Raw genomic sequence first — 25,753 nt, 5'->3', positions numbered from 1 at the left:
CGGGCGTCTTGCTTTCCGGCCTGGAACCCGGCCGGTGGGGGCCGACTGCCCCCACACCCCCGTGGATATTTCCACAAGGGAGAAGATCGCAGGAGCGGTGATCGGCGCGGCGGGACGCCCGGTTTCGGTCGGGACAAGGTCGGACGTCATGGATCCGAGGGCGCGGAGAAGGCCCGCCGGAATGGCCGGCCCGGGACGCATGCCGGCCAGCGCCGAACGAAGCGCCGCCCGGCCAAGGCGGCGCGGGCTTCACGGTTGCCGGTCAGCGCGGTCCATCCGCCAGAAGGCCCGAGACCGTCTGCTGCGTGAGGTAACCGGTCACGCGCAGGTTGCGCGCCTCTTGATAGCGGCGCAGGGCGGCGCGGGTTTCCTCGGTGAATTCGCCGTCGACCGCGCCGGGCTGCATGCCGGCCAGGCGCAGCCGGTCCTCGATCAGCCGCCGCGCCGAGGGGGTCAGGCCCAGCGCGGATTCTTCGCGGCGCGCCGCTTCGATGCCGGCGCGCAAGGTGGCAAGCCGCTGCCGGGCCTGCGCCGCATGGGCGCCGGCCGGGAAACGGTCCAGATAGGTCTCATAGGCCGCAGCCGAGCCCTGGCGGCCGGCCCAGCGCCAGGTCGCCTCCTCGCCGGCGGGCGCGGCGGCCGGGTCGGGCTGGCCGCCGGAGAGCCGGCGGCGCGCGGTCTCGGCGTGAAGGCCGTCGGGATAGCGGTCCAAATAGGCGCGCAGTCCTTCGGCATCGCCCTGCGCACCCGTCTGCCGCCACCAGGCGCGGTCGCGGGCGGCGGCATCGGCCTCTAGCCGCTCGACCTGGGTGGCGAGCATCCGGACCTGGCTGCGGGTCAGATGGCCCGTCGCCGCCAGCCCGTTCCGGCGCTGCCAGTCCGTGATCGCCGCGCGCGTGCGCTGGCCGAAGACGCCGTCGGCCGGGCCGGGCTGACCGCCGAGCTGCGACAGGCGGCGCTGGATGGCGGCGCGTTCGGCCGGGGCGAGGTTCAGGGCCTGTTCCGCCGCGGCCGCCGGGGAAAGATCCGGGCCGGGCCGGACGGGGCGCAGCTCGGCCAGCCGGAGGCGGGCGACGCGGGCGAAGCGTCCGGCCGGGAAATCCTGCAGATAGGCGACGTAGCCTGCGGCCGAATCCTCGGCCGCGGCCCGCGCCCAGACATGGCGGTCGGCACTCTGCGCAGCCGGCGCGCGGCGGATCTGCGCCAGCCGCTCGCGAGCGGGGGCGGCATAGAGCCCGCGCGGAAAGCGCGCGAGATAGTCCTGATAGGCGCGCATGCCGTCCGCGGTCGAGGCTTCGGCCCAGGCATCGCGGTCGGCAGCCTGCGGGTCAGGGACCTTCCGGCGCGGGGCCAGCACCGGATCCCGGGCCCCGCCCGGCACCAGCTGCAGCGCCGGATCGGCCGCCATGGCCTGCATCAGGCTGGCGCCGCCGGCCAAGCGGCCCATGGCGCGGGCCCCGGCCTCGGGCGAGCCGGTGACGACCCAGACCCCGCGGGGCGGTGCCAGCGGGCCGATGCCGTTTTCCAGCCCCGGTCGATGCGGCATCCGTTGCCCGTCGGTGCCCAGCACCAGCACCGCGCCCGGATCGCCCCCGGCCATCAGCCGCATGACCAGCGACAGCGGCACGCCCTGCATGCCCACGCCCAGGCGGCCGGGCTCCTCGGCATCGGCGCCCATGAACCAGGTCTCGGTCCCGTCGTTCAGGAAGCGGCCGTTCAGCGCCACGATGCGCGCGCCCGGCGCCGGATCGGGGCGGACCAGCGACTCGATCAGGCGGCGCAGGGGACCCGCCGCCAGATCGACGCCTTGCTGGGTGGTGAAACCCGCCACGCGCAGGGTATTCGCCAGCGCCACCGTGTCCGAGCCCGCCAGATCGGGGGCGCTGCGGTAATCGGCATTGCCGACGATCACGGCGCGGTTTTCGGCCCAGGCGGGCGCGGCCCCGATCAGGGCGGCAAGCAGGGCTGCGGCGATGCGCATGCGGGCGACCTCATTCCGGGCGACCGGAATCAGTCGTAGCTGCGCCGGTCCTCGATCACCTTGCCGTCATTCGGCAGCGAACCCGGCGCAACCAGTTCCACCCGGCCGCGAAGTTTCAGTGTGTCCAACACCGTTCCCTCGTATCTTGCCGCATCATCGGCCCCGGTTTCCAGCAGCACCGTCATCACATCCATATCACCCGAGCGGTCCGCGACGACGCGGGCGCGGCTGATCTCGGGGTGCCGGGCGACCAGCGCCGCGACCTGCTCGGGACGCACGAACATGCCCTTGATCTTGGTGGTCTGGTCGGCGCGGCCCATCCAGCCCTTGATGCGCATGTTCGTCCGCCCGCAGGGGCTGACGCCGGGCAGAACCGCCGAAAGGTCGCCGGTCGCAAAGCGCACCAGCGGATAATCCGGGTTCAGCGTGGTCACCACCACCTCGCCCACCTCGCCATCCGGGACCGGATCGCCGGTGCCGGGGCGGACGATCTCGACGATCACCCGCTCGTCCACGATCATCCCCTCCATGGCCGGGGATTCATAGGCGATCAGGCCCAGATCGGCGGTAGCGTAGCATTGCGTGGTGGCGATGCCGCGATCCGCATAGGCCTGGCGCAGGCTGGGAAACAGCGCCCCGCCCGAGACCACGGCGCGGGTAAAGGACAGCCGCTCGCCCAGCTCCCCGGCCTTGTCCAGCATCACCTTCAGATAATCGGGCGTGCCCGCATAGACGGTGGTGCCGATGTCCGCGGCGGCGCGGACCTGCAGCTCGGTCTGGCCGGTGCCGGCCGGCAGGGTCGCGGCCCCGACCGCGCGGGCGGCGCTTTCGAACATCATGCCCGCCGGGGTCAGGTGATAGCCGAAGCAATTGTGGATGATGTCGCCCGCCCCGACCCCCGCCGCATGCAGGAACCGACCCAGCCGCCACCAGTCCGCGCCGCGCCGCCCGGGCTCGTAGATCGGGCCGGGGCTCTGGAACACGTTCTCGAACTCCGCCGCCGGCCGCGTGGTGAAGCCGCCAAAGGGCGAGATCCGCCTCTGCGCCTCGGAAAGCTCGGACTTGCGGATCACCGGCAGCCGGGCCAGCGCCTCGCGGCTGGTGATCTGATCCGGCTCGATCCCGGCCAGGATGCGGGCCAGCGCCGGCGCCGTGCGGGCCCGCGTCAGCGCGGCGGGCAATTCGGCCGCCAGCCACAGCACCCGCGCCTCGGCGCTGCGGGTTTCAAGCTCGTCATAGAATGTCATGGGGATGCCTTTCTGCGCTCAGGCCAGCCAGCGCTTGCGCCGGCGATAGGACCGCACGTCGCGAAAGCTCTTGCGGCCCTGGTCGGACATGCCGAGATAGAATTCCTTGACGTCCGGGTTCTCGCGCAGCGCGTCCGCCGGACCGTCCATCACCACGCGGCCGCTTTCCAGGATATAGCCGTAATGGGCATAGCGCAGCGCGACATTGGTGTTCTGCTCGGCCAGAAGGAAGGTCACGCCCTCGCCCTCGTTCACCGCCTTCACGATCTCGAAGATCTGCTCGACCAGCTGCGGCGCCAGACCCATCGAGGGCTCGTCCAGCAGGATCGTCTCGGGGCGGGACATCAGCGCCCGGCCCATGGCGCACATCTGCTGCTCGCCGCCCGAGGTATAGCCGGCCTGGCTTTTCCGGCGCTCCTTAAGGCGGGGGAAATAGGAATAGACCATCTCCAGGTCCTGGCGGATCGCCGCGCCGCCGTCGGTGCGGGTATAGGCGCCGGTCAGCAGGTTCTCCTCGATGGTCAGGTGCTCGAAGCAGTGGCGGCCCTCCATCACCTGGATGATGCCCTTCTTCACCACCGAGGCGGGGTCCATGTCCTGGATCCGCGCGCCGCGATAGCTGATCGCGCCCTTGGTGACCTCGCCCCGCTCGGAATGCAGCAGGTTCGAGATCGCCTTCAGCGTCGTCGTCTTGCCCGCGCCGTTGCCGCCCAGAAGCGCGGTGATGCCGCCCTTGGGCACCGACAGGCTGACGCCCTTCAGGACCAGGATGACGTGGTTGTAGATCACCTCGATATTGTTGACCTCGAGCAGGGTCTCGCGGTCGGGCACGGCGTCGAACATGGGCTTTCCCTCCGGGTCGATGGACCCCGGCGGCGAACCGCCGGGGCAAGGGATCAGCAGCGCGGCGAGATGCCGGCTTCCTTGGCATAGGCTTCGCTGTCCTCGAGGATCAGCGGGTCCAGAACATCCTGATCCGGCTGGGTGAAGTCGGTGATCAGGGTCCATTTCCCGGCCGAGGCGTCCCATTGCTGAAGCCGCGCCATGCCGCTGCCGCCGTGGTTGTCGCAGGTCATCTTGATCTCGGGTCCGAAGTCCGGCAGGCCCAGTTCGGCCAGCCGCTCGGGGGTGATGTCCAGCGCCTCGAACCCGTCGCGCAGTTGCGCCGCGGTGATCTGCGGCGTGCCGGCCAGCTCCTGCGCCTTGGCGATGGCCTCGGCGATGACGACGGCCGCATACATGCCGCGCGAATACAGCACCGAGCCGACGAACTGCCCGCCCTGCGAGGCCTTGCCCGGATCGATGACGTGCTTCTTCATGTCCTCATAGATCGGGTAATCCATGCCGACGCCGTGGAAGGTCAGCGCCTTGTAGCCGTTGGCGCCCGCGCCCACCGGCTTCACGTCCACTTCCGAACCGGACCAGTAGGTGCCGATGAAGTTCTCCATCGGGAAGCGGATGTTGGCGGCCTCCTGGATGGCGGTCTGGTTCATCACGCCCCAGCCCCACATCAGCACGTAATCCGGCTTGTCGCGGCGGATCTGCAGCCACTGGCTCTTCTGCTCCTGGCCGGGCGGGTCGACCGGCAGCTCGGTCAGGGTGAAGCCGTGCTTCTTGCCAAGCTCCTGCAGGGTGCGGATCGGCTCCTTGCCATAGGCCGAGTTGTGGTAGACCAGCGCGATCTTCTTGCCCTCGAGGCTGCCGCCGTTCTGGTCCAGCAGGTATTTCACCGCGACAGAGGCGCCGTCCCAGTAGTTCGCCGGGGCGTTGAACACCCATTCGAAGACCTTGCCGTTCTTGGCCGAGGTGCGCCCATAGCCCGGGGTATAGAGCGGGATCTTGTCGGCCGCGACCTTGGGGATCAGCTGATAGGTGATGCCGGTGGAGAGCGGGTTGTAGACCAGCGCGCCCGAGCCCTTGGTCGATTCATAGCATTCGACGCCCTTCTCGGTGTTATAGGCGGTCTCGCATTCCGGGGTGCGGATCCTTTCGCCGCCGATGCCGCCGTCGCGCTCGTTCAGCAGGGTGAAATAGTCGTTGAACCCGTCGGCATATTGCGTGCCGTTGGCGCCATAGGGCCCGGTCCGGTAGCTGAGGTTCGGCACCACCAGGTCGGCCATGGCCGGCGCCGCCGCCATGACGGCGCCCAGCGCGACGGTTGCGAGTTTCAGTTTCATCTTGGTCTCCTCCCCAAGGGTTTTGTTCCGCCGGTTGTCCGGTCGTTAATGCGGGAACGGCCAGAGCCGCAGCTTCTCCTTCGTCAGCGCCCAGAGACGCGCCAGCCCGTGCGGCTCGACGATCAGGAAGAACACGATCAGCGCGCCGACGATCATCAGCTCGATATGGGCGGCCAGGTCGGTCGGCCAGCCCAGCTGCGCCACCAGCACGTTCTTCAGGAAGACCGGCAGCAGCACCAGGAAGGCGGCGCCGGCAAAACTGCCGAAGATGCTGCCGAGCCCGCCGATGATGATCATGAACAGCACCAGGAAGCTCTTGTTGATGCCGAAGGCCTCGCTGGCCTCGGCCGCGCCCAGATAGACCGAGAACAACAGCGCCCCGGCGATGCCCACGAAGAAGCTGGAGACGGCGAAGGCCGACAGCTTGGCGGTCAGCGGGTTCACCCCGATGATCTCGGCCGCGATGTCCATGTCGCGGATCGCCATCCATTTGCGCCCCACGCTGCCGCGGGTCAGGTTGCGCGCCACCCAGGCCAGCAGGACGGCGAAGGACAGACAGATCAGGTATTTCGCCGGGGCCGTGGTGGCGGGCCCGGTCACCGCCCAGCCCAGGATGGTGCGTTCGGGCGCGTTGATCTGGCCCGAGGCCGAATAGTTGTAGAACCACGGCACCTTGTTGAACAGCCAGACCAGGAAGAACTGCGCGGCCAGCGTCGCCACCGCCAGGTAGAAGCCCTTGATCCGCAGGCTGGGCAGGCCGAAAAGCATGCCCACGACCGCCGTGATCGCCCCGGCCAGCACGATATGGATGACGATCGGCACCCCCGGAAAGGCGACCATCAGCTTGTAGACCGCATAGGCGCCCACCGCCATGAAGCCGCCGGTGCCCAGGCTGACCTGCCCGGCATAGCCGGTCAGGATGTTCAGCCCGATCGCCGCGATGGCATAGATCAGGAAGGGCACCAGCACAGCATTGGCCCAATAGCTGTCGATGACGAAGGGCACGACCAGGAAGGCCACCGCCAGGATCGCGTAATAGCCCCAGCGATCCAGCTTGATCGGAAAGGTCTGGCCATCGTCGCGATAGCTCGTCTTGAAGTCGCCCGCCTCACGATAGAACATCCGCCCCTCCCGGCTTGGTCGTTTCGACATTCGGGTATTTGTGAAACAGAGAAGCCTTCTTTGTTTTCCAAATACCCAGTCCCGAGTCCTCAACCCGCGCCATGGTCAGACCCGCTCGATGATGCGTTCGCCGAACAGGCCCTGCGGCCGGAAGACGAGGAAGATCAGCGCCAGCACATAGGCGAACCAGTTCTCGGTCGCGCCGCCGACCATCGGGCCGACGAAATATTCGAACAGTTTCTCGCCCATGCCGATGATCAGCCCGCCGACGATGGCGCCGGGGATCGAGGTGAAGCCCCCCAGCATCAGCACCGGCAGCGCCTTGAGGGCGATCAGCGAAAGCGAGAACTGCACCCCCGATTTCGTGCCCCACATGATGCCCGCGACCAGCGCCACGAAGCCGGCGATGGACCAGACCATGATCCAGATGAATTGCAGACTGATGCCGACCGACAGCGCCGCCTGGTGGTCGTCGGCCACCGCGCGCATCGCGCGGCCCTGCTTGGTATATTGCGCGAAGCCGACCAGCGCCGCCACCAGCACCGCCGCAATGACCGCCGCCCAGATGTCCAGCCGGTCGATGAAGAAGCCGTAGCCCAGCCAGTCGTTGGTCGCTGCCTCGACCGTCTCGGAAATGCCCTGCGGCAGGCCGACGTCCAGCACCTTCACGTCGGCGCCCCACATCACGTCGCCAAGTCCTTCCAGGAACCAGGCCAGGCCGATGGTGGCCATGAACAGGATGATCGGCTCCTGCCCGACCAGGTGCTTCAGCACCAGCTTCTCGATGGCGATGGCCAGGCCGACCATGACCAGCGCCGTCAGCAGGATGGCCAGCAGGCCCGGCACCGTCCAGCCGAAGCTCGACAGATGCACGCCGAAGGCGGCGTTGATCAGATGCGCGAAGGGCACCCGGCCCTCCATGATGCCGACCAGCGTCATGGCGGCGAAGAGCGCCATCACCCCCTGGGCATAGTTGAACACCCCCGAGGCCTTGTAGATCAGCACGAAGCCCAGGGCGACCAGCGAATACATCACCCCGGCCATCAGGCCGTTCAGCAGGATCTCGCTTGCGTAAAGAAACTCCATTCCTGCCCCCTATGCGTGTTCCACGCCCAGATAGGCGCTGATGACCTCGGGATTGTTGCGCACCTCGTCGGGGGTGCCGTCGCCGATCTTGCGGCCGTAATCCATCACCACCACCCGGTCCGACAGGTCCATGACCACGCCCATGTCGTGCTCGATCAGCGCGATGGTGGTGCCGAATTCGTCGTTCACGTCCAGGATGAAGCGGCACATGTCCTCCTTCTCCTCGACGTTCATGCCGGCCATCGGCTCGTCGAGCAGCAGGATCTTCGGCTCGGCCGCCAGCGCCCGCGCCAGTTCGACGCGCTTCTTCAACCCGTAAGGCAGCCGGCCGACCGGCGTCTTGCGGATGTTCTGGATCTCCAGGAAGTCGATGATTTTCTCGACCTGCTCGCGGTTCTCGACCTCCTCGCGCTCGGCCCGGCCCCACCACAGCGCCTGCGACCATATCGGCGCCTTCATCATGTTCAGGCGGCCGGTCATGATATTGTCCAGGACCGACATGCCGTCGAACAGCGCGATGTTCTGGAAGGTGCGGGCAATGCCCAGCCGCGCCACCTCATAGGGTTTCATCGGGCCGCGGCGATGGCCCTTGAACCAGATCTCGCCCTCTTGCGGGACATAGAAGCCCGAGATCACGTTCAGCATCGAGGACTTGCCGGCGCCGTTCGGGCCGATGATGGCGCGGATCTCGCCCTCGCGGATGTCGAAGCTGATGTCCTTGATCGCCGTGACGCCGCCGAAGCGCAGGGTGATGTTCCTCAGGTCCATCAGCACGCCGCCGATCTGGCGGCCGTCGGGGGTGGTTGTGGTCTGGGTCATTCCGCGGCCACCTTCTGCATGGTCCGGGTCGGGAAGGTCCGGGCGTCCTCGATCTTCAGCACCGCGCGGATCTCGCCCTTGCGGCCGTCCTCGTAGGTCACCTCGGTGCGGGTGCTGACCGTGTCGCGCCCGTCATAGAGCGCCGCGATCAGGTCGGCATATTTCTCGGCGATGATGTTGCGGCGCACCTTGCGGGTGCGGGTCATCTCGCCGTCGTCGGGGTCCAGCTCCTTGTGCAGCACCAGGAAGCGGCTGATCTGGCAGCCCGAGAGCATGGGATCCTGGGCGATGGATTCGTTCACCGCCTCGACATGTTCCTTGATCGTGGCATAGACCTGCGGATGGCCGGCCAGTTCCTGATAGCTGGCATAGGCGATGTTGTTGCGCTCGGCCCAGTTGCCGACCGCGGTCAGGTCGATGTTGACGAAGGCCGTGCACATGTCGCGGCCGGCGCCGAAGACCACCGCCTCCAGGATGTTGGGATAGAACTTCAGCTTGTTCTCGACATATTTCGGCGCGAACATCCGGCCGTCGGCCATGCGGCCCACGTCCTTGGCGCGGTCGATGATGCGCAGGTGCCCGGTCGCCTCCTCGAAGAAGCCGGCATCGCCCGTCGCCACCCAGCCCTCGGCATCCTTGGTCGAGGCGGTGCTGTCGGGATTGTTGTAATATTCCACGAAGGTGCCGGGCGAGCGGTAGAAGACCTCGCCATTCTCGGCGATCTTCAGCTCGACGCCGGGCGAGGGCACGCCGACCGTGTCCGAGCGCACCTGCCCGTCCGGCTGCTGGGTGATGAAGACGCTGGCCTCGGTCTGGCCGTAGAGCTGCTTCAGGTTGATGCCCAGGCTGCGGTAGAAATCGAAGATCTCGGGACCGATCGCCTCGCCCGCGGTATAGCCGACGCGGATGCGGGAATAGCCCAGCGTGTTCTTCAGCGGACCATAGACCAGCAGGTTGCCCAGGGCATAGCGCAGCCGGTCCAGCCCGCCGACCGGCTTGCCGTCCAGGAGCGCCGGGCCGACGCGGCGCGCGACCTCCATGAAATGCCGGAACAGCCAGCGCTTGAACCGGCTGGCATCCTCCATGCGGATCATCACGCTGGTCAGCTGCCCCTCGAAGACGCGCGGCGGGGCGAAGAAATAGGTCGGGCCGATCTCGCGCAGGTCGGTCATCATCGTATGCGCGCCCTCGGGGCAGTTCACGGTGAAGCCGGCCCAATAGGCCTGCCCGACCGAGAAGATGAAGTCGCCCACCCAGGCCATCGGCAGATAGGCCAGCACTTCCTCGCGCTCGGTCAGGTGGTCGAAGGCGGCGGTGTTCCGGCCGGTCTCGATGATGTTGCGGTTCGACAGCACCACGCCCTTGGGCTTGCCGGTGGTGCCCGAGGTATACAGCATCACGCAGGTATCGTCATAGCCCAGCGCGGCGATGCGCGCGTCCAGCTCGTGGCCCAGCCGCTGCCCGGCGGCGCGGCCCTCGGCTTGGACATCGGCCAGCGCGTTCATGTGGGAATGGTCGTATTTCCGCATGCCGCGCTTGTCGGTATAGACGATATGCTGGACCGAGGGCGCGCGGGCGCCGACCTCCAGCACCTTGTCCACCTGTTCCTGGTCGCCGCAGACGACGAAGCGTGCGCCGCAATGGTCCAGCACATAGGCCATCTCCTCGGCCACCGCGTCCTGATACAGCGGCACCGGCACCGCGCCGCACATCTGCGCCGCCACCATGGCCCAGTAATGCGCCGGGCGGTTGCGGCCGATGATGGCGACATGATCGCCCCGGTTCAGCCCCAGCACCAGGAAGCCCAGCGCCAGATCGCGGATCTCGGTCGCGGCCTCGGCCCAGGTCCAGCTTTGCCAGATCCCGAATTCCTTTTCCCGATAGGCCGGCCGGTTGCCGAAGCGTTCGGCATTGCGCGCCAGCAACGCTGGAATCGACTGCAAACCGGCCTCGGCCGCCTCAGCGTTCTGCATGGTTCCTCCCCTTGCCGTCAGGGCTCCTCTTCCCTCTGGCAATCGCAGCTTACAGCGGCAATTCTTGCGTCAGTTTTTCCTGAATCCTACGAATTGTTACAGGGACCGCGCAATGCCAGGAATGGAGATGCCCTCGAACGACCGGCATGCCGAGCTGACCCGCTCGGGGCTGAACCTGATCCAGCAGGCGATCTCGATCTTCGATGCCGAGCTGCGGCTGGCGGTCAGCAACCGCCCCTATCAGGCGATGTTCGGCCTGCCGGACGAACTGACCCGCAGCGGCGCCACCTTCGAGGATACGATCCGCTATCTGGTGCATCGCGGCGAATACGGTCCCCAGGACGATCCCGAGGCCGCGATCCGCGAGCGCGTCGACCAGGCCCGCACCTTCCAGCCGCATTACATGGAACGAAAGCGCGCCGACGGCCGCTGGATCTCGGTCGAGGGGGCGCCGCTGTCTCAGGGCGGCTGGATCGCGGTCTATACCGACATCACCCATATCAAGCGGCAGGAGGAGTTGCTGCGCGCCCGCTCCGAGGAACTGTCCGAGCGGGTGCTGGAGAATGCCGAGCGGCTTTCCGCCGCGAACCGGGCGCTGGCCGCGACCAATGCCGCGCTGGAGGAAGCCAAGCGCATCTTGACCGAATCCGAGGCGCGCACCCGCCATGTCACCGCCATGGTCCCGGCGCATATCGCGCATATGGACCGCGACTATCGCTATACCTTCTCGAACAACCAGATCTCGATGGTGTTTCCCGGCTCGGACGCCTCGATCATCGGCCGGCAATGCGAAACGGTTCTGGGGGCCGAGACCTTCGCCCGCATCCGCCCGCATCTCGACCGCGCCATCGCCGGCCAGCCGCAGGTGTTCGAGATCACGCACCCGCCCTCGGGCCGGCGCATCCGCATCGCGCTGACCCCGGACCAGAACGGGCGCGGCGTCTATATCCTGTCCACCGACGTCACCGCCGAGGTGCAGGCGCGCGAGGCGCTGACCCATGCGGCGAAACGCGCGGTGGCGGCGCAGATGACCTCGGGGCTGGCGCATGACTTCGGCAACCTGCTGACCATCATCCTGGGCCTGCAGGGCCGGCTGGCGCGCGCCGGCCTGCCGCCGGAACAGGCCGAGGACGTGCAGGCGACGCTGGCCGCCGCCCGTCGCGGGGTGCGGCTGCTCGACGGCATCTCGGCGCTGACCGGACGGCGCGAGCACCAGCCGCAGCCGGTCGATCTGCGCGCCATGCTGGACGATCTGGCGGCGATGACCCGGCCGACGCTGGGCGCGGAGGTCGCGCTCGACACCCGCATCGGCGAGCTGCCGGCGCGGGTGATGCTGGACCCCGGCGCGCTGCAGGATGCGCTGCTGAACCTGATCCTGAACGCCCGCGACGCCATGCAGGGCCGGGGCCGGATCGCCGTCGAGGCCCGACCCGCCGGGCGCTGGCTGGAGATCGCGGTGACCGATACCGGGCCCGGCTTCTCGGCCGAGGCGCTGGCGCGGGCGACCGAGCCCTTCTTCACCACCAAGGGCAGCCAGGGCACCGGCCTGGGCCTGTCGATGGTCTATGACCAGATCAAGCTGTCCGGCGGCACGCTGCGGCTGGGCAATGCCGAGGGCGGCGGCGCCCGGGTCACGATCCGCCTGCCGCTGCGCGCCGCGCACCCGCATCTGGTGCTGCTGGTCGAGGATGACGACGCCATCCGCGCCCATATCCGCGAGATGCTGACCGCCCAGGGCCATTCGGTGATCGAGGCCGGCTCGCTCTCCGAGGCGCGCGGGTTGACCGACCTTCCCGGCCTGACGCTGATCCTGTCGGACCTGCAGCTGGGCGACGGTTCGGGCGCCGATCTGCAGGGCCGCGGCCTGCCCCTGGTGCTGATGACGGCGCTGCCGCCGGGCGATCCGCGCAGATCGGGGCTTGACGGCCCGGTCCTGACCAAGCCCTTTGGCGACACCGAACTGGCCGTGGCCATGGCAGAGACCGATGACTGACGCCCCCTTGATCGCCATCCTCGACGACGAACCCGAAATCCGCCGCCTGCTCTCCGCGGCGCTGGAGGAGGCGGGCTTCCGCACCATAGGCTTTGCCCGCGCCACCGAGTTCGAGGCGGCGCTGCGCCGCATCCAGCCCGATGCCTGCCTGATCGACCTGGGCCTGCCCGACCGCGACGGGCTGGCGCTGGTGCACCGGCTGGCCAGCGAATCCGGCGCGGCGATCATCATCATCTCGGGCCGGGCGCAGGTGCAGGACCGGGTGACGGGCCTTGAGCTGGGCGCCGACGACTACATCATCAAGCCCTTCGAGCCGGCCGAGGTCGTGGCCCGCATCCGCGCCCGGCTGCGCAGGCCCCAGCGCGAGACCGGCGCCGGCCGCCAGCAGATCCGCTTCGCCGGATGGTCGGCCGATTTCGACCGCTACACCCTGACCTCTCCCGAGGGGGCCGAGACTCCGATCAGCCATGCCGAGGCCGAGGTCCTGCGGCTGTTCCTCGACAATCCGCGCCGGCTGATCTCGCGCGCGCAGATGCTGGAGACGCTGGGCGGCACGGCGGGCGAAAGCTTCGACCGGGCGATGGATGTGCGCATCTCGCGCCTGCGCACCAAGCTGGGAGAGGACCCGAAGAACCCGCGGCTGATCAAGACGATCTACGGCGCGGGCTATATCTTTCTGGCCGAACTGGGCTAGATTGCCCCATCCTCGCGGAGATTGCCATGCCCACCGTCTATGTCCTGAACGGCCCGAACCTGAACCTGCTGGGCCAGCGCCAGCCCGAGATCTATGGCAGCACCACGCTGGCCGACGTGGAGCGCGACTGCAAGGCGCTTGGGTCCGAGCTGGGGCTGGACATCGCCTTCCACCAGTCGAACCACGAGGGCGCGATCATCGACCTGATCCACGAGGCGCGGCGATCGGCCCAGGCCATCGTCATCAACCCGGCCGCCTTCACCCATACCTCGGTGGCGATCCTGGATGCGCTGAACGCCTTCGACGGGCCGGTGATCGAAGTGCATATCTCGAACGTCCACAAGCGCGAGAGCTTCCGGCACCATTCCTATGTCAGCCTGCGCGCCGAGGGGGTGATCGCCGGCTTCGGCATCCACGGCTACCTGCTGGCGCTGCGCCACGTGGCGAAGCTGGTCGGATAGGGGGGCGGTAGTGGTGAGCCCGTTTCTGACGCTCGGAGCACCCTATCGAACCGCAATAGTATCTAGGTCGTGTTGACAAAAGGGATTCCTCTGGCAGTCGTCCTATGATTCAAGCTCATCTCTACGTGGGAGATGAACTTGGCACGCAACCTGATATCCGACGATGAGTGGACCTTCTTCGAGGGCTTCATTCGTGCCGTCCGGCACCCTAACGGGCGGAAACCTGCGGACCATCGTCTTGTTCTGAATGGTATATTCTGGATCGCAAGGACTGGTGCGCCATGGCGCGATCTGCCCGAAGAGTTTGGCAAGTGGTCCTCGGTCTACCGTCAGTTCCGCCGCTGGACTTTGGCGGGACTGTGGGAGGATATCCTGGATGCGCTGAACCACGCTGGGATCGCGCCAGACAAGCTCCAGATGGTTGATAGCACTGTGATCCGCGCCCATCATCATGCGGCGGGCGCAAAAGGGGGACTCCGAAAGAGGCTCTTGGCCGTTCGAGAGGTGGCTTCTCGACCAAGATCCATCTCCGCGTCAACGGCGCAGGCCTCCCGATGAGGACCGAGATCACGCCGGGGCAGGATTCCGACTACACCGGCTATGATATGGTGATGGCCGACAACCTGCCGCAACCAGCAGTTCTGGTCGCCGACAGGGGCTATGACTCTGATAAAATTCGGGAAGACATCGAGAGCCGCAACGCCCTGCCCATGATACCGATGCGAAGGAACCGAAGGGTGCGCAAGGCTGTCGACATGACCATCTACACCCTGCGCAACATGGTCGAGCGCTGCTTCAACAAGCTGAAAAATAGCCGCCGCCTTGCAACCCGCTACGACAAAACCGCCGAAAGCTTCCTTGGCTTCGTCGACGTCGCCTGCATCAGGCTCTGGCTCCGCCATTTGTCAACATGACCTAGTCACACCGATATCGATCATTTAACAGCAGCTTTCCGCAAAGCAGACCTGCTACCTGCCGGCCCTCTTCAAATCACCCCGCGCCGCGCCAGGTCCCGGCCCAGCGCCTCGGCGCCGGTAAAGTGAATCCCGTCCATGCCCAGCGCGCGGGCGCCCTCGACATTGGCCGGGCTGTCGTCGACGAAGATGCAGTCCCCGGGCCGCAGCCCGTTGCGGTCCATCAGCAGCTGGAAGATCGCCGGATCGGGTTTCAGCACGCCGACCTGGCCCGAGACCAGGATGTCGGCGAACAGCCCGCCCAGGCGGGGATGCAGTTCCAGCGCATGCGGCCAGGTCTCGGCCGACCAGTTGGTCAGCGCATAAAGCGGCACGCCGCGCGCCAGCAGCGCCTCGGCCACCGCCCAGCTGCCGGGCACGGTCTTTTCGATGGTGACGGGAAAGGCCGCCAGATAGCCCGCCAGATGCCGCGCCTCGTCGCCATGCTCGGCGCGGGCGGCGGCCAGCCCCTCGGCAAAGCTGCGCCCGCCGTCCTGCATCCGGTTCCAGCCGGGAAAGTCGATGCGGGCCATCCAGGCCTCGGCCTCGGTCCGGCTGGTGAAGACATCCGCAAAGGCCAAGGCCGGATCCCAGTCGATCAGCACCCCGCCCAGGTCGAAGATCACGCTTTTCATCGCATCCTTCCCTTTCCACCGGGCCCAGATCGGCCGGAATTCCGGGCGGTGTAAAGCCCGAAACCGCCGCCGCGCGCCCGCCCTCTTGCCCGGCCAGGCGGACAGATGCGTGACACCCCGCGACGGACCGGCGGCGCTCGGCCCTTGCAAAGCGGGACGCCGGGGCCTAGTGTCGCGCGAAAGACTCATACACTTGGGGAGCCCCGCACGGGGCTGAGAGGTGCCGGGCACCGACCCATCGAACCTGATCCGGGTCATGCCGGCGTAGGGAAGGGTAGAGTGATGCGGCCCGGCAATTCCCGGTCCGCCACCCATCCGCCCCACGTCCCCATGCCCGGCCAAAACGAAAGGCGGGCCATGTCGGGATTGCAGCCCCATCCCATCGCGCTGACCATCGCCGGCTCGGACAGCGGCGGCGGCGCCGGGATCCAGGCCGACCTGAAAAGCTTCTCGGCCCTCGGGGTCTATGGCGCCTCTGTGATCACGGCGATCACCGCGCAGAACACCCGCACCGTCGCTGCGGTCGAGCCGGTCAGCCCCGCCATGGTCGCGGCGCAGATCGACGCGGTTTTCGGCGATCTCGAGGTGCGCGTGGTCAAGATCGGCATGGTCGGCGGCGCGGATGTAATCACAGTCGTCGCCGACCGGCTGGCGGCGCTGCTGGCGGACAATCCGGTGCCGGTGGTGCTGGACCCGGTGATGGTGGCGAAATCCGGCGACGCGCTTCTGCCGGACGATGCCGTCTCGGCGCTGCGCGAGCAGCTGATCCCGCTGGCGACGGTGCTGACCCCGAACCTGCCCGAGGCGGCGCGGCTTCTGGGTCGCCCCGCCGCCGCGACGCCCGAGGAGATGCGCGAGCAGGGCGAGGCGCTGCGCGCCCTGGGCGCCGACCATGTGCTGATGAAGGGCGGCCATGCCAGCGAGGACGCCTGCACCGACCTGCTGGTCGGGCCGCAGCCGCTGACCCTGACGGCCCCGCGCCAGCAGACGCCCAACACCCACGGCACCGGCTGCTCGCTGTCCTCGGCCATCGCGGCGGGGCTGGCCCAGGGCATGGCGGTGCCCGATGCCGTGACCCGCGCCCATGGCTGGCTGCAAGGCGCCATCGCCGCCGCCGATGAGCTGGCGGTGGGGCTGGGCCACGGCCCGGTGCATCATTTCCACGCGCTCTGGAGACGGACATGACCGCGATCACCATCCTGGGCGCCGGGGTGATGGGGCTGTGCATCGCCACCGAACTGGCGGCGCGCGGCACCCTGCCCCGCATCATCGACCCGGCCGGCAAGCCCGGTGCGCAGGCCTGCAGCTGGCGCGCCGGCGGCATGTTGGCGCCCTATTGCGAGGCCGAAAGCGCCGAGCCGGCGGTGCTGCGCCTCGGCCTCGACGCCGCCGACTGGTGGCAGGCGAATGGCGCCGAGGTCATCCGGCGCGGCACGCTGGTCCTCGCCCCCTCGCGGGACCGGGCGGAACTCGACCGCTTCGCCCGGCTGACCCAGGCGCATCAGCCGGTGAGTGCCGAGGAGATCGCCGCGCTGGAGCCGGAACTGGCGGGGCGCTTCCCGCGCGGGCTGCATTTCGCTACCGAGGCGCATCTGAACCCGCGCGCCGCGCTGCTGGCCCTGCGCGACCGGCTGGAGGCGCAGGGCATCCGCATCGAGACGGAGGGCACGCCCGCCGGCCTGATCGTCGATGCGCGCGGGCTGGCGGCCCGCGACCAGCTTCCCGACCTGCGCGGCGTGCGCGGCGAGATGCTGGTGATCCGCTGCCCGGAAGTGACGCTGACCCGCACCATCCGCCTGCTGCATCCGCGCATCCCCCTGTATCTCGTGCCGCGCGGCGAGGGCGTCTACATGATCGGCGCCACGATGCTGGAAACCGGCGGCAAGTATCGCGTCACCGCGCGCTCGGCCGTCGAGATGCTGTCGGCCGCCTATGCCCTGCATCCCGGCTTCGCCGAGGCCGAGATCCTGGAGCTTGGCTCGGACGCGCGGCCCGCCTTTCCCGACAACCTGCCCCGCCTGCGCCGGCGCGGCGGCACGCTTTACGCAAACGGCCTTTACCGCCACGGCTATCTTCTGGCCCCCGCCGTGGCCCGCATGGCCGCCGATTACCTTCTCGAGGGCCGGAAACCGGAGTTCATGGATGAAGATCACCCTTAACGGAGAGGCGCGCGACCTGACCGGCCCGACCGTGCAGGATGCGCTGGCCGAGATCGGATTGGGCGCGGCCAAGGTGGCGACGGCGCTGAACGGCGCTTTCCTGCCCGCCGCCGCCCGGCCCGCAACCACGCTGAAGGATGGCGACGCGCTAGAAGTCGTGGCGCCGATGCAGGGGGGCTGAGATGCCGGTCTTTTACGGAACCGAAGTCGCAAGCCCGCTGATGCTGGGCACGGCGCAATACCCCTCGCCCGCGATCATGGCCGAGGCGTTCCGCGCCTCGCGCGCCGGTATCGCCACCGTCAGCCTGCGGCGCGAAGGCGGCGAGGGCCAGGATTTCCACCGCCTGATCAAGGAGCTGGGCATCCCCGTCCTGCCCAATACCGCCGGCTGCCATTCGGTGCGCGAGGCGGTGACGACCGCGCAGATGGCGCGCGAGCTGTTCGAGACGCCCTGGATCAAGCTTGAGGTGATCCGCGACGACGACACGCTTTGCCCCGACGTGATCGCGCTGGTCGAGGCGGCGCGGCTGCTGTCCGAGGACGGCTTCCAGGTCTTTCCCTATTGCACCGAAGACCTGTCGGTCTGCGGCCGGCTGCTGGATGCGGGCTGCCAGGTGCTGATGCCCTGGGGCGCGCCCATCGGCTCGGGCCGGGGGCTGAACAATCCTTACGGGCTGCGCAGCCTGAGGGCGCATTTCCCCGATGTGCCGCTGGTCGTGGATGCCGGCATCGGCCTGCCCAGCCATGCGGCGCAGGCGATGGAGCTGGGCTATGATGCGGTGCTGCTGAACACCGCGGTCGCCAAGGCCGGCGATCCGGTGGCCATGGCCCGCGCCATGGCGCTGGCGATCGAGGCCGGGCAGCTGGCGCATGGCGCGAACCCGATCGAGGCCCGCGACATGGCCGCGCCTTCCACCCCCCTCTTCGGCATGGCGGTGCTGGGATGAGATTGCCGCGCTTCTACCCGATCTTCGACAGCAGCGACTGGCTGCGCCGCGCCCTGCCTCTGGGCGTGAAGCTGGTGCAGATCCGCATCAAGGACCAGCCCCCCGCCCGGCTCTTGGGCGAGCTGGCGCTGTGCCAGGAGCTGTGCCGCGAACATCGCGCCACGCTGGTCGTCAACGACCACTGGCAGGCCGCCATCGACCTGGGCTGCGACTTCATCCACCTGGGCCAGGAGGATCTGGATACCGCCGACATTCCGGCGATCCGCAAGGCCGGGCTGCGGCTGGGCGTCTCGACCCACGACCATGCCGAACTGGACCGGGCGCTGGCGCTCAGGCCCGATTACGTCGCGCTGGGACCGGTCTGGCCGACGATCCTGAAGAAGATGAAATGGGAACAGCAGGGGCTGGACCGGGTGCGGGAATGGCGCAAGCTGGTCGGCGCGACGCCGCTGGTCGCCATCGGCGGCGTCACCCCGGACCGTGCGCGCGAGGCTTTCGCCGCCGGCGCCGACCTGGCCTCTGCCGTGACCGACATCACGCTCAACCCCGACCCCGAGGGCCGCATCCGCGAATGGCTGCGGGTGGCGGCATGAACCGCTATGTCCGCCAGATGGTCCTGCCCGAGGTCGGCGCCGAGGGGCAGGAGCGCATCGGCGCCGCCCATGCGCTGGTCGTCGGCGCGGGCGGGCTGGGCGTGCCGGTGCTGCAATACCTGGCCGGCAGCGGCATCGGCCGCATCACCCTGATCGACCCCGACACGGTCGAGGAGACCAACCTGCACCGGCAGCCGCTCTACCGCATGAAGGATATCGGCCAGCCCAAGGTCCGCGCCGCCGCGCAGGCCGTGGCCCGGCTGAACCCTGCGGTGGAGATCGAGGCGCTGGCGGACCGGCTGACCCCCCTGAACGCGCCGGCGCTTGTAGCGGCGGCGGATGTGGTGCTGGATTGCGCCGACAGCTATGCTGCCAGCTACACGCTTTCGGACGCCTGCCTGGCGGCAGGCAAGCCGCTGATCTCGGCCTCGGCGCTGGGGCTTGCGGGCTATGTCGGCGGCTTCTGCGGCGACAAGCGGCGGGGGGGCGCCCCCAGCCTGCGCGCCCTGTTCCCCGACCCGCCCGACAGCGGCCAGACCTGCGCCACCGCCGGCGTGCTGGGCCCGGTGGTCGGCATGCTGGGCTGCATCCAGGCGCAGATGGCGCTGCGGCTGCTTCTGGGCACCACGCCCTCGCCGCTGGGCGAATTCATCCGCTTCGAGAACGGCCGTTTCACCCAGTTCCGCTTCGACGCCGCGCCCGAGGCGACCGGCCCGCGCTTCATCGCCCGCGAGGAGATCCGCGAGGACGATCTGGTCATCGACCTGCGCCCCGAGGAGGAGGCGCCGCGCAAGGCCACGCCGGACGCGTTGCGCATCCCCGGCTACGGCGCCACCGGCCCGCTGCCCGACCCCGGCCAGCGCGCGGTGCTGGCCTGCCGTTCCGGCCTGCGCTCCTGGCGTGCCGCCGACGCCCTTTCGCGCCGCTGGGACGGCGAAATCACCCTTCTTGCCCTTGGAGACGACGATCGATGAAACATCTGACCCTTGCCGCCGCCTTCGCCCTGCTGGCCCAGCCCGTTCTGGCCCAAGACAAGGTCACGCTGATCCTGGACTGGTTCGTGAACCCCGACCACGCCCCGATCATCGTCGCCCAGGAAAAGGGCTTCTTCGCCGAGGAGGGGCTGGAGGTCGAGGTCGTCGCCCCTGCCGATCCCGCCGACCCGCCGAAACTGGTCGCCGCCGGCAAGGCCGATTACGCCATCAGCTACCAGCCGCAGCTGCACCTGCAGGTGCATGAGGGCCTGCCGCTCAAGCGCGTCGGCACGCTGGTCGCGACGCCGCTGAACTGCCTGATGGTCAAGGCCGACGGCCCGGTGCAGACGCTCGAGGATCTCAAGGGCAAGAAGATCGGCTATTCGGTCTCGGGCGTGGAAAGCGCGCTGGTGCAGGCCATCCTGGCCCATGCCGGGCTGACCACCGGCGATGTCGAGATGATCAACGTCAACTGGTCGCTGTCGCCGGCGCTGATCGCCGGCCAGGTCGATGCCACCATCGGCGCCTATCGCAATTTCGAGCTGACGCAGATGCGGCTGGAAGGCGCCGAGGGCCGCTGCTTCTTCGTCGAGGAAAGCGGCGTGCCAACCTATGACGAGCTGATCTTCGTCGCCAATCCGGCCAATCTGGACGTGGACCGCACCCGCCGCCTGCTGCACGCGGTCGAGCGCGGCGCGCAATATCTGGTCAACCACCCCGAGGAAAGCTGGCAGCTGTTCTCGGCCACCGCGCCCGACCTCAAGGACGAGCTGAACGCCGAGGCCTGGAAGGAGACGCTGCCGCGCTTCTCGCAATCGCCCGCGGCGCTGGACCAGGGCCGCTATGCCCGGTTCGAGCAATTCCTGCACGAGGCCGGGCTGGTCGACAGCGTGCTGCCGGTCTCGGACCTGGCCCTGGACGTGGGGGCGGCAGACGCGGAAGCGGCAGACGCGGAAGCAGCAGACGTGGGGGCGGCGGAATGAGCGTCGCCTATGGCCATGCCTTCGCGGCCTGGCGGGCCGCGGCGCAGCCCGACTGGGACGCCTATACCCGGCACCCCTTCGTCGAGGGTCTGCGCGACGGCACCCTGCCGCAATCCTGCTTCCTGACCTATCTGGTGCAGGATTACCTGTTCCTCAAGAACTTCTCGCGCGCCTGGGCGCTGGCGGTGGTCAAGGCCGGCGACCTGGACGAGATGCGGGCCTGTTCCGCCACGGTCCACACGCTGCTGGACCACGAGATGGGCCTGCATGTGCAGACCTGCGCCCGCGCCGGCCTGGGCCCCGAGGTGCTGACCGATACGCCCGAGGCGGTGACCAATATCGCCTATACCCGCTATGTGCTGGAAGCCGGCTATTCGGGCGATTTCCTCGACCTGCTGGCGGCGCTGATGCCCTGCGTGCTGGGCTATGGCGAGATCGGGCTGCGGCTGGCCCAGGAAGCGGCGCCCGACACACCCTATCGCGAATGGATCGACACCTATGCCGGCGCCGAATACCAGGCCGCCTGCGTCTCGGCCGGCGCGCTTCTGGACAGCGCCATCCGCAAGCGGCTGGGCGCGGCGCCCCAGGAAAGCCCCCGCTGGGCCGCCCTGTCGGATCGCTTCGCCACCGCCACCCGGCTCGAAGTCGCCTTCTGGGAGCTGGGCGGCGCATGACCGCGGCGGCCTCGGTCCGCGGCCGCGCCTGGGTCGGCGAGGCGCCGCTCTTCGCCCCCGTCGAGCTGCGGCTGGAAGGCGCGGGCTGGACCTGCCTGCTCGGCCCTTCGGGCGTCGGAAAGTCCACCATCCTGCGGCTGATCGCCGGGCTGGAGACCGGCGCGCGTTTCCAGGGCGAGGTGACGCGCGACCAGCCCGTGGCGCTGATGGCCCAGGACCCCGGGCTGATTCCCTGGCTCGACGTGACCGGCAATGTCACCCTGGGCGCCCGGCTGCGCGGCGGCCTGCAGGGTTCTTTCTTGTCCAAATATCCCGGGGGACGCCGCAGCGGCCCCGTCAAGGGGCCGCTGCGGCGGGGGGCAGAGCCCCCTGCCGACCCCGCCGCCCGCGCGGCCTCGCTGATCGAAGCGGTGGGCCTGACCGACCGCGCCCATCACCTGCCCGCCAACCTGTCCGGCGGCCAGCGCCAGCGCGTGGCCCTAGCCCGCACCCTGTTCGAGGACCGGCCGCTGGTACTGCTCGACGAGCCCTTCTCGGCGCTCGACGCCCGCACCCGGGCGCAGATGCAGGACTTGGCGGCAAGGCTGCTGGAAGGCCGAACGGTGCTGCTGGTCACCCACGACCCGGCCGAGGCGGCGCGGCTGGGCGACCGCATCCTGCTGCTGCGCGAACAGGGGCTCAGCGAATGGCCCGTCCCCGCGCCGCGCCCGAAAGCCGCCGCCCGGCCCTATGACGCGCCCGAGGTGCTGGCGCTGCAGGCCGAGCTGATGCGGGGGATGATGGCATGAAGACCGTCGCCGCGCTGATCCTGACCGTGCTGGCGCTGTGGCAGGGCGTCATCTGGCTGGCGGGCATGCCGCCCTTCCTGCTGCCCTCGCCCGCGGCGGTGGCCGAGGCGCTGTGGCTGAACCGGGCCGAGATCGCCCGCCATGCCGGCTTCACCCTGACCGAGGTGGTGCTGGGCTTCGCGCTCGGCTCGGCGCTCGGCGCGGCGCTCGCCGTGGCGATGGGATTTTCGCTCAGGCTGACCGGCGTTCTGCGGCCGATCCTGACCTTCAGCCAGACCATCCCGGTCTTTGCCCTGGCGCCGATCCTGACCCTGTGGCTGGGCTTCGGCATGGCGCCCAAGATCGCCATGACGGTGCTGATCGTGTTCTTCCCGGTGGCCAGCGCCTTCCTGGACGGGCTGATGCGCACACCGCAGGCGGCGCTGGACCTGGCGCAGGTCATGGGCGCCGGCCGCATCCGCATCATGCGCCACCTGCGCATCCCGGCGGCGCTGCCCAGCCTGGCCACCGGGCTGCGGCTGGCGGCGGTCTATGCGCCCATCGGCGCGGTGATCGGCGAATGGGTCGGCGGCGCGCGCGGCCTGGGGGCGCTGATGATCCATGCCAACGGCCGGATGAAGACCGACCTGGTCTTTGCCGCGCTGCTGGTGCTGTCGGTGATGACGGTGATCTTCGCCAGGGTGGTGGCCATGGCGCTGCATCGGCTCTGGCGGCGATACGGCGCCTAGACCAGCCGGGCGGCGCGGGCCAGGTCCTCGGGCGTGTTCAGGTTCAGGAACGGGTCGACGGGGCGGCTGTCGAAGACCGCCCGCCCCGGATCATAGGCGGCCGCGAACTGGCCGATGCGGTGCAGGCCGGATTCCAATGCCTCGCGCAGCTCGCCGCGCAGGGCCACGGGCCAGAGCGCGCAGGTCGGGTGATCGCGCAGCCGCCCGCTTTCGTCGGGGCTGGCGGCGATGGCGAGGCCGCTGCGCCCCCGGGCCTCGCGCAGGCGATGCACCAGATCCTCGGGCAGGAAGGGCGTGTCGACGCTGACGCTGACCACGCTCCCGGCCCCCTCGCCCGCCGCCCAGTCCATGCCGGCCAGAACGCCCGCCAGCGGCCCGGCAAAGCCCGCAAAGCCGTCCGCGATCACCGGCAGGCCGTATGCGGCGAATTGTTCCGGATCGCCATTGGCATTGATCGCCAGCCCGCCGCATTGCGGGCGAAGCCGGGCGATCACCCGCGCCAGCAAAGTCTCGCCCGCCAGCATCCGCAGCGCCTTGTTGCCGCCGCCCATGCGGGTGGACAGGCCCCCGGCCAGGATGACGGCGGGCAGCAGGGTCATTTCAGCCCCGCCGCGATGGCGCGGGCCAGGCCAAAGACCCGCTGCTCCAGGATCACCGGCGTCTCGCAGACATAGGTCAGGGCCTGCTGGCGGTCCTGGAAGATGCGCATGTCCCAGTCGAGCTGCTCTTCCTCGGCGTCGATGGCGTCGAAATCGGGCGTCTCGGCCTTTTGCATCTCTTCCATCTTCCTGCGGTGATCCTCGATCCTTTGTGCCAGATCGACCTGCTTGTGGCCATAGCGCGCGATCCCCGCGATCAGCGCGGCGCGATGCGGGTCGATCCGGTCGAAGATCGCCACCATCAGCGCGGTCAGCTGGGTGTTGTCGGCGCCCTTGGCGAATTCGGCGATCTCGGCCTCGGCCTCGGCCAGCGGCAGGCGGCGCTGTTCCAGCCGGTCGGCCAGCGCCGCGATCTCGGGCGTGCGGGCCAGCTCGCGCACGGCCTCGTCCGGCTCGGGCCCGGACCACATCTGTCCCAGCGACAGATGCGGCTGCTTGCGCTGCACGCAGGGCCAGTCGGGATCGGCGCCGCTTTCCGCCTGCGCGGCGGTTGCGGTCGTCATTGCGGTCGCGGCAAGACAAAACGCCAGAACCAGGTATCTCATGCTCCCCCCTTTCGCCGGGCCCAGAGCCCCTTGGCCGGATCATACATGAACACGGCCCCTGCAAAGAACAGGATCAGGCAACCCGACACCACCGAGAAGGACAGAAGATCGAAGCGCGCGTAAAGGGCAAAGCGGATCAACTCAACCGCATGGGTGAAGGGATTGGCCGCGCAGATGTCGTGCAGCAGCGGCGAGCTTTCGTTCATCCGCCACAGCGGGTAAAGCGCGCTGGAGGCGAAGAACATCGGGAAGATGACGAAATTCATCACCCCGGCGAAGTTTTCCAGCTGCCGGATGGCCGAGGACAGGAACAGCCCCATCGCCCCCAGCATCAGCCCCGAGAGCATCAGCGCCGGCAGCACGGCCAGGTAGCCGACGGGGGGCGGCTCGATCCCCCAGAACCAGGCGATGGCCAGGAAGGCATAGACCTGGATGATCGAGACGATCACCCCCGCCACCAGCTTGCAGGCCAAAAGGAACCAGCGCGGAAACGGGCTGACGAGCAGGGTGCGCATCGCCCCGGTCTCGCGGTCGTAGACCATCGACAGCGAGGACTGCATGCCGTTGAACAGCTGGATCATCGCGCAAAGGCCCGGGGTCACATAGACCTCGTAAAGCACATAGGTCTGGTAGGGCGGCGTGATCGACAGGCCCAGCACGGCGCGGAAGCCGGCGGCAAAGATGAACAGCCAGACCAGGGGCCGGACCAGAGCCGCAAGAAAGCGGCCGCGCTGGTTGACGAAGCGCAAGGTCTCGCGCCGGGCGATGCCCAGGAAGGCGGTCAGCCACATGCGCGGGGTCAGGCGGTGGCTCATGCCTCCTCTCCGGTCAGGCGCAGGAAGGTGGCGGTCAGGTCGTCGCCGCCGATGGCGCCGGCATTGCCGCGGGCCAGCACCTCGCCCCGGTGCAGGATGACCAGCCCGTCCTCGGGCCGGATCTCGTCGAGAATATGCGTGGCCCAAAGCGCCGAGACCCCGCCACGGGTCAGTTCGCGGGTCAGCGCCACCACCTCGGCGCGGGATTTCACGTCAAGCCCGACGGTCGGCTCGTCCAGAAGCAGGATCTCGGGGCGGTGGATCAGGGCGCGGGCGATCTCGGCCCGGCGGCTCTGGCCGCCCGACAGCGCCGAGACCCGCGTGTCCAGCCGGTCCGACAGGCCGACCTGCGCCAGCACCTCGGCGGCGCGCGCCCGCGCCTCGCGCCGCGGGATGCCGTGCAGCGCGGCGTGATAGTCCAGGTTCTGCGCCACGGTCAGGTCGGCATCCAGCGCCCGGGACTGGAACACCACCCCCAGCCGCGCCAGCGCCGCGCCCGGCTCGCGCCGCAGGTCGTGGCCGGCGACCTCGATCCGGCCCGAGGTGTTGTCGTAAAGCCGGGTGATCAGCGAGAACAGCGTGGTCTTGCCGGCGCCGTTCACCCCCAGCAGCGCGGTGAAGCCGCCGCGCGGCACGGTCAGAGACACGTCCTTCAGCGCAGGGACGCGACCGAAACTGTGGCTGACATGCTGAATGGAAAGCGCGTCCTGCGGCATCTGGCCGAGGCGGAGCCGGGGCTCCGCCCCT

At 68.9% G+C, this 25,753-nt stretch carries 27 protein-coding genes and 1 riboswitch; of the genes, 14 read left to right on the top strand and 13 right to left on the bottom strand.

The genetic code is table 11. The features are described from left to right. Positions 1-262: 262 nt before the first annotated feature. The 8 genes from LOS78_RS08095 to LOS78_RS08060 form a co-directional block, all read right to left on the bottom strand. On the bottom strand, positions 263-1,981 hold the full coding sequence (locus tag LOS78_RS08095; protein ID WP_230377915.1) for a peptidoglycan-binding protein: 1,719 nt from the start codon (positions 1,979-1,981) through the stop codon (positions 263-265). Between the two features lie 29 nt (positions 1,982-2,010). Beyond that, positions 2,011-3,228 (bottom strand): phenylacetate--CoA ligase family protein, encoded by a 1,218-nt coding sequence (locus LOS78_RS08090; protein ID WP_230377914.1) that lies wholly within the window; start codon positions 3,226-3,228, stop codon positions 2,011-2,013. 18 nt (positions 3,229-3,246) lie between these two features. Continuing rightward, positions 3,247-4,071, bottom strand: a complete 825-nt coding sequence (locus LOS78_RS08085; protein ID WP_028711808.1) for an ABC transporter ATP-binding protein — start codon at positions 4,069-4,071, stop codon at positions 3,247-3,249. Between the two features lie 53 nt (positions 4,072-4,124). Then, on the bottom strand, positions 4,125-5,405 hold the full coding sequence (locus tag LOS78_RS08080) for an ABC transporter substrate-binding protein (RefSeq protein WP_028711807.1): 1,281 nt from the start codon (positions 5,403-5,405) through the stop codon (positions 4,125-4,127). 45 nt (positions 5,406-5,450) lie between these two features. After that, entirely contained in the window at positions 5,451-6,527 is a 1,077-nt protein-coding gene (locus LOS78_RS08075; protein ID WP_230377913.1) for a branched-chain amino acid ABC transporter permease, read from the bottom strand. Positions 6,528-6,632: 105 nt separating this feature from the next. After that, the gene (locus LOS78_RS08070) at positions 6,633-7,613 is read right to left on the bottom strand and encodes a branched-chain amino acid ABC transporter permease (protein ID WP_028711805.1); all 981 of its coding nucleotides are present in this window, start codon (positions 7,611-7,613) and stop codon (positions 6,633-6,635) included. A 9-nt stretch (positions 7,614-7,622) separates the two neighbouring features. Further along, complete coding sequence (locus LOS78_RS08065; protein ID WP_028711804.1) at positions 7,623-8,432, bottom strand: ABC transporter ATP-binding protein; 810 nt, start codon at positions 8,430-8,432, stop codon at positions 7,623-7,625. Continuing rightward, complete coding sequence (locus LOS78_RS08060) at positions 8,429-10,405, bottom strand: AMP-binding protein (RefSeq protein WP_230377912.1); 1,977 nt, start codon at positions 10,403-10,405, stop codon at positions 8,429-8,431. The genes LOS78_RS08065 and LOS78_RS08060 overlap by 4 nt, the downstream gene beginning before the upstream one ends. Before the next feature lie 112 nt (positions 10,406-10,517). On the opposite strand from LOS78_RS08060, the gene LOS78_RS08055 reads away from it, so the two are divergent. From LOS78_RS08055 to LOS78_RS08040, 4 genes are all read left to right on the top strand, one after another. Next, complete coding sequence (locus tag LOS78_RS08055; protein ID WP_230377911.1) at positions 10,518-12,398, top strand: PAS-domain containing protein; 1,881 nt, start codon at positions 10,518-10,520, stop codon at positions 12,396-12,398. Next, on the top strand, positions 12,391-13,092 hold the full coding sequence (locus tag LOS78_RS08050) for a response regulator transcription factor (protein WP_230377910.1): 702 nt from the start codon (positions 12,391-12,393) through the stop codon (positions 13,090-13,092). The genes LOS78_RS08055 and LOS78_RS08050 overlap by 8 nt, the downstream gene beginning before the upstream one ends. A 26-nt stretch (positions 13,093-13,118) precedes the next feature. Next, positions 13,119-13,553 carry a type II 3-dehydroquinate dehydratase gene (aroQ, locus tag LOS78_RS08045; RefSeq protein WP_230377909.1) on the top strand — a complete coding sequence of 145 codons (435 nt, stop codon included), beginning with the start codon at positions 13,119-13,121 and terminating at the stop codon, positions 13,551-13,553. A 132-nt stretch (positions 13,554-13,685) separates the two neighbouring features. Then, positions 13,686-14,467, top strand: a protein-coding gene (locus LOS78_RS08040) for an IS5 family transposase (protein WP_085999836.1) whose coding sequence is annotated in 2 segments (ribosomal slippage) — positions 13,686-14,028 and positions 14,028-14,467 — 783 coding nt in all. Because the reading frame shifts where the segments join, the coding sequence is not laid out codon by codon here. Between the two features lie 71 nt (positions 14,468-14,538). Here the strand turns inward: LOS78_RS08040 and LOS78_RS08035 are convergent. After that, complete coding sequence (locus LOS78_RS08035; RefSeq protein WP_230377908.1) at positions 14,539-15,141, bottom strand: HAD family phosphatase; 603 nt, start codon at positions 15,139-15,141, stop codon at positions 14,539-14,541. A 184-nt stretch (positions 15,142-15,325) separates the two neighbouring features. Further along, a riboswitch (TPP riboswitch) is annotated at positions 15,326-15,429 on the top strand. Positions 15,430-15,498: 69 nt separating this feature from the next. Here LOS78_RS08035 and thiD point away from each other — a divergent pair. Genes thiD through LOS78_RS07985 form a run of 10 tightly spaced genes read left to right on the top strand, consistent with a single transcriptional unit; the run spans position 15,499 to position 22,987 of the window. Then, on the top strand, positions 15,499-16,326 hold the full coding sequence (gene thiD, locus LOS78_RS08030) for a bifunctional hydroxymethylpyrimidine kinase/phosphomethylpyrimidine kinase (RefSeq protein WP_230377907.1): 828 nt from the start codon (positions 15,499-15,501) through the stop codon (positions 16,324-16,326). Beyond that, positions 16,323-17,300, top strand: a complete 978-nt coding sequence (locus LOS78_RS08025) for an FAD-dependent oxidoreductase (protein WP_230377906.1) — start codon at positions 16,323-16,325, stop codon at positions 17,298-17,300. The genes thiD and LOS78_RS08025 overlap by 4 nt, the downstream gene beginning before the upstream one ends. Then, positions 17,284-17,481: a sulfur carrier protein ThiS gene (gene thiS / locus LOS78_RS08020; protein WP_028711795.1), complete on the top strand. Its 198-nt coding sequence runs from the start codon at positions 17,284-17,286 to the stop codon at positions 17,479-17,481. Before LOS78_RS08025 ends, thiS begins: the two co-directional genes overlap by 17 nt. Position 17,482: 1 nt before the next feature. Beyond that, positions 17,483-18,247 carry a thiazole synthase gene (locus LOS78_RS08015; protein ID WP_024842859.1) on the top strand — a complete coding sequence of 255 codons (765 nt, stop codon included), beginning with the start codon at positions 17,483-17,485 and terminating at the stop codon, positions 18,245-18,247. Next, a complete protein-coding gene (locus LOS78_RS08010) occupies positions 18,244-18,840 on the top strand; it encodes a thiamine phosphate synthase (protein ID WP_028711794.1) in 597 nt (198 codons plus the stop codon). Before LOS78_RS08015 ends, LOS78_RS08010 begins: the two co-directional genes overlap by 4 nt. Next, positions 18,837-19,814 carry a HesA/MoeB/ThiF family protein gene (locus LOS78_RS08005; RefSeq protein WP_230377905.1) on the top strand — a complete coding sequence of 326 codons (978 nt, stop codon included), beginning with the start codon at positions 18,837-18,839 and terminating at the stop codon, positions 19,812-19,814. Before LOS78_RS08010 ends, LOS78_RS08005 begins: the two co-directional genes overlap by 4 nt. Beyond that, positions 19,811-20,797 (top strand): ABC transporter substrate-binding protein, encoded by a 987-nt coding sequence (locus LOS78_RS08000; protein ID WP_230377904.1) that lies wholly within the window; start codon positions 19,811-19,813, stop codon positions 20,795-20,797. The genes LOS78_RS08005 and LOS78_RS08000 overlap by 4 nt, the downstream gene beginning before the upstream one ends. Then, positions 20,794-21,471, top strand: coding sequence for a TenA family protein (locus LOS78_RS07995; protein ID WP_028711791.1), 678 nt, complete (start codon positions 20,794-20,796; stop codon positions 21,469-21,471). The genes LOS78_RS08000 and LOS78_RS07995 overlap by 4 nt, the downstream gene beginning before the upstream one ends. After that, positions 21,468-22,259 carry an ABC transporter ATP-binding protein gene (locus tag LOS78_RS07990; RefSeq protein WP_230377903.1) on the top strand — a complete coding sequence of 264 codons (792 nt, stop codon included), beginning with the start codon at positions 21,468-21,470 and terminating at the stop codon, positions 22,257-22,259. Before LOS78_RS07995 ends, LOS78_RS07990 begins: the two co-directional genes overlap by 4 nt. Continuing rightward, entirely contained in the window at positions 22,256-22,987 is a 732-nt protein-coding gene (locus LOS78_RS07985) for an ABC transporter permease (protein ID WP_230377902.1), read from the top strand. Before LOS78_RS07990 ends, LOS78_RS07985 begins: the two co-directional genes overlap by 4 nt. Here the strand turns inward: LOS78_RS07985 and mobA are convergent. The 4 genes from mobA to LOS78_RS07965 are packed head-to-tail and all read right to left on the bottom strand — an operon-like array spanning position 22,984 to position 25,722. Then, positions 22,984-23,586: a molybdenum cofactor guanylyltransferase MobA gene (gene mobA, locus LOS78_RS07980; RefSeq protein WP_028716428.1), complete on the bottom strand. Its 603-nt coding sequence runs from the start codon at positions 23,584-23,586 to the stop codon at positions 22,984-22,986. The genes LOS78_RS07985 and mobA overlap by 4 nt on opposite strands. After that, positions 23,583-24,191 (bottom strand): hypothetical protein, encoded by a 609-nt coding sequence (locus tag LOS78_RS07975; protein WP_028711787.1) that lies wholly within the window; start codon positions 24,189-24,191, stop codon positions 23,583-23,585. Before LOS78_RS07975 ends, mobA begins: the two co-directional genes overlap by 4 nt. Continuing rightward, entirely contained in the window at positions 24,188-25,006 is an 819-nt protein-coding gene (locus LOS78_RS07970) for an ABC transporter permease (RefSeq protein ID WP_028711786.1), read from the bottom strand. The genes LOS78_RS07975 and LOS78_RS07970 overlap by 4 nt, the downstream gene beginning before the upstream one ends. Then, positions 25,003-25,722 carry an ABC transporter ATP-binding protein gene (locus LOS78_RS07965; RefSeq protein ID WP_028711785.1) on the bottom strand — a complete coding sequence of 240 codons (720 nt, stop codon included), beginning with the start codon at positions 25,720-25,722 and terminating at the stop codon, positions 25,003-25,005. The genes LOS78_RS07970 and LOS78_RS07965 overlap by 4 nt, the downstream gene beginning before the upstream one ends. Positions 25,723-25,753: the final 31 nt, after the last annotated feature.

The sequence above is a fragment of the Paracoccus sp. MA genome (genome assembly GCF_020990385.1).
In the GTDB taxonomy this organism is placed as follows: Bacteria; Pseudomonadota; Alphaproteobacteria; order Rhodobacterales; family Rhodobacteraceae; genus Paracoccus.
The sequence above is the reverse complement of the archived record's forward strand: the minus strand, read 5'-3'. Positions and strand labels throughout refer to the sequence as shown.

Coding starts and splice junctions, on each gene's coding strand:
- LOS78_RS08090 (WP_230377914.1), bottom strand. CDS start 3,228: ATGACATTCTATGACGAGCTTGAAACCCGCAGCGCCGAGGCGCGGGTG.
- LOS78_RS07985 (WP_230377902.1), top strand. CDS start 22,256: ATGAAGACCGTCGCCGCGCTGATCCTGACCGTGCTGGCGCTGTGGCAG.
- LOS78_RS07995 (WP_028711791.1), top strand. CDS start 20,794: ATGAGCGTCGCCTATGGCCATGCCTTCGCGGCCTGGCGGGCCGCGGCG.
- LOS78_RS08010 (WP_028711794.1), top strand. CDS start 18,244: ATGAGATTGCCGCGCTTCTACCCGATCTTCGACAGCAGCGACTGGCTG.
- LOS78_RS08005 (WP_230377905.1), top strand. CDS start 18,837: ATGAACCGCTATGTCCGCCAGATGGTCCTGCCCGAGGTCGGCGCCGAG.
- thiS (WP_028711795.1), top strand. CDS start 17,284: ATGAAGATCACCCTTAACGGAGAGGCGCGCGACCTGACCGGCCCGACC.
- LOS78_RS08080 (WP_028711807.1), bottom strand. CDS start 5,405: ATGAAACTGAAACTCGCAACCGTCGCGCTGGGCGCCGTCATGGCGGCG.
- LOS78_RS07990 (WP_230377903.1), top strand. CDS start 21,468: ATGACCGCGGCGGCCTCGGTCCGCGGCCGCGCCTGGGTCGGCGAGGCG.
- LOS78_RS08035 (WP_230377908.1), bottom strand. CDS start 15,141: ATGAAAAGCGTGATCTTCGACCTGGGCGGGGTGCTGATCGACTGGGAT.
- mobA (WP_028716428.1), bottom strand. CDS start 23,586: ATGACCCTGCTGCCCGCCGTCATCCTGGCCGGGGGCCTGTCCACCCGC.
- LOS78_RS08025 (WP_230377906.1), top strand. CDS start 16,323: ATGACCGCGATCACCATCCTGGGCGCCGGGGTGATGGGGCTGTGCATC.
- LOS78_RS08000 (WP_230377904.1), top strand. CDS start 19,811: ATGAAACATCTGACCCTTGCCGCCGCCTTCGCCCTGCTGGCCCAGCCC.
- LOS78_RS08015 (WP_024842859.1), top strand. CDS start 17,483: ATGCCGGTCTTTTACGGAACCGAAGTCGCAAGCCCGCTGATGCTGGGC.
- LOS78_RS07970 (WP_028711786.1), bottom strand. CDS start 25,006: ATGAGCCACCGCCTGACCCCGCGCATGTGGCTGACCGCCTTCCTGGGC.
- thiD (WP_230377907.1), top strand. CDS start 15,499: ATGTCGGGATTGCAGCCCCATCCCATCGCGCTGACCATCGCCGGCTCG.
- aroQ (WP_230377909.1), top strand. CDS start 13,119: ATGCCCACCGTCTATGTCCTGAACGGCCCGAACCTGAACCTGCTGGGC.
- LOS78_RS08085 (WP_028711808.1), bottom strand. CDS start 4,071: ATGTTCGACGCCGTGCCCGACCGCGAGACCCTGCTCGAGGTCAACAAT.
- LOS78_RS07975 (WP_028711787.1), bottom strand. CDS start 24,191: ATGAGATACCTGGTTCTGGCGTTTTGTCTTGCCGCGACCGCAATGACG.
- LOS78_RS08070 (WP_028711805.1), bottom strand. CDS start 7,613: ATGGAGTTTCTTTACGCAAGCGAGATCCTGCTGAACGGCCTGATGGCC.
- LOS78_RS08065 (WP_028711804.1), bottom strand. CDS start 8,432: ATGACCCAGACCACAACCACCCCCGACGGCCGCCAGATCGGCGGCGTG.
- LOS78_RS08050 (WP_230377910.1), top strand. CDS start 12,391: ATGACTGACGCCCCCTTGATCGCCATCCTCGACGACGAACCCGAAATC.
- LOS78_RS08075 (WP_230377913.1), bottom strand. CDS start 6,527: ATGTTCTATCGTGAGGCGGGCGACTTCAAGACGAGCTATCGCGACGAT.
- LOS78_RS08095 (WP_230377915.1), bottom strand. CDS start 1,981: ATGCGCATCGCCGCAGCCCTGCTTGCCGCCCTGATCGGGGCCGCGCCC.
- LOS78_RS08060 (WP_230377912.1), bottom strand. CDS start 10,405: ATGCAGAACGCTGAGGCGGCCGAGGCCGGTTTGCAGTCGATTCCAGCG.
- LOS78_RS08055 (WP_230377911.1), top strand. CDS start 10,518: ATGCCAGGAATGGAGATGCCCTCGAACGACCGGCATGCCGAGCTGACC.
- LOS78_RS07965 (WP_028711785.1), bottom strand. CDS start 25,722: ATGCCGCAGGACGCGCTTTCCATTCAGCATGTCAGCCACAGTTTCGGT.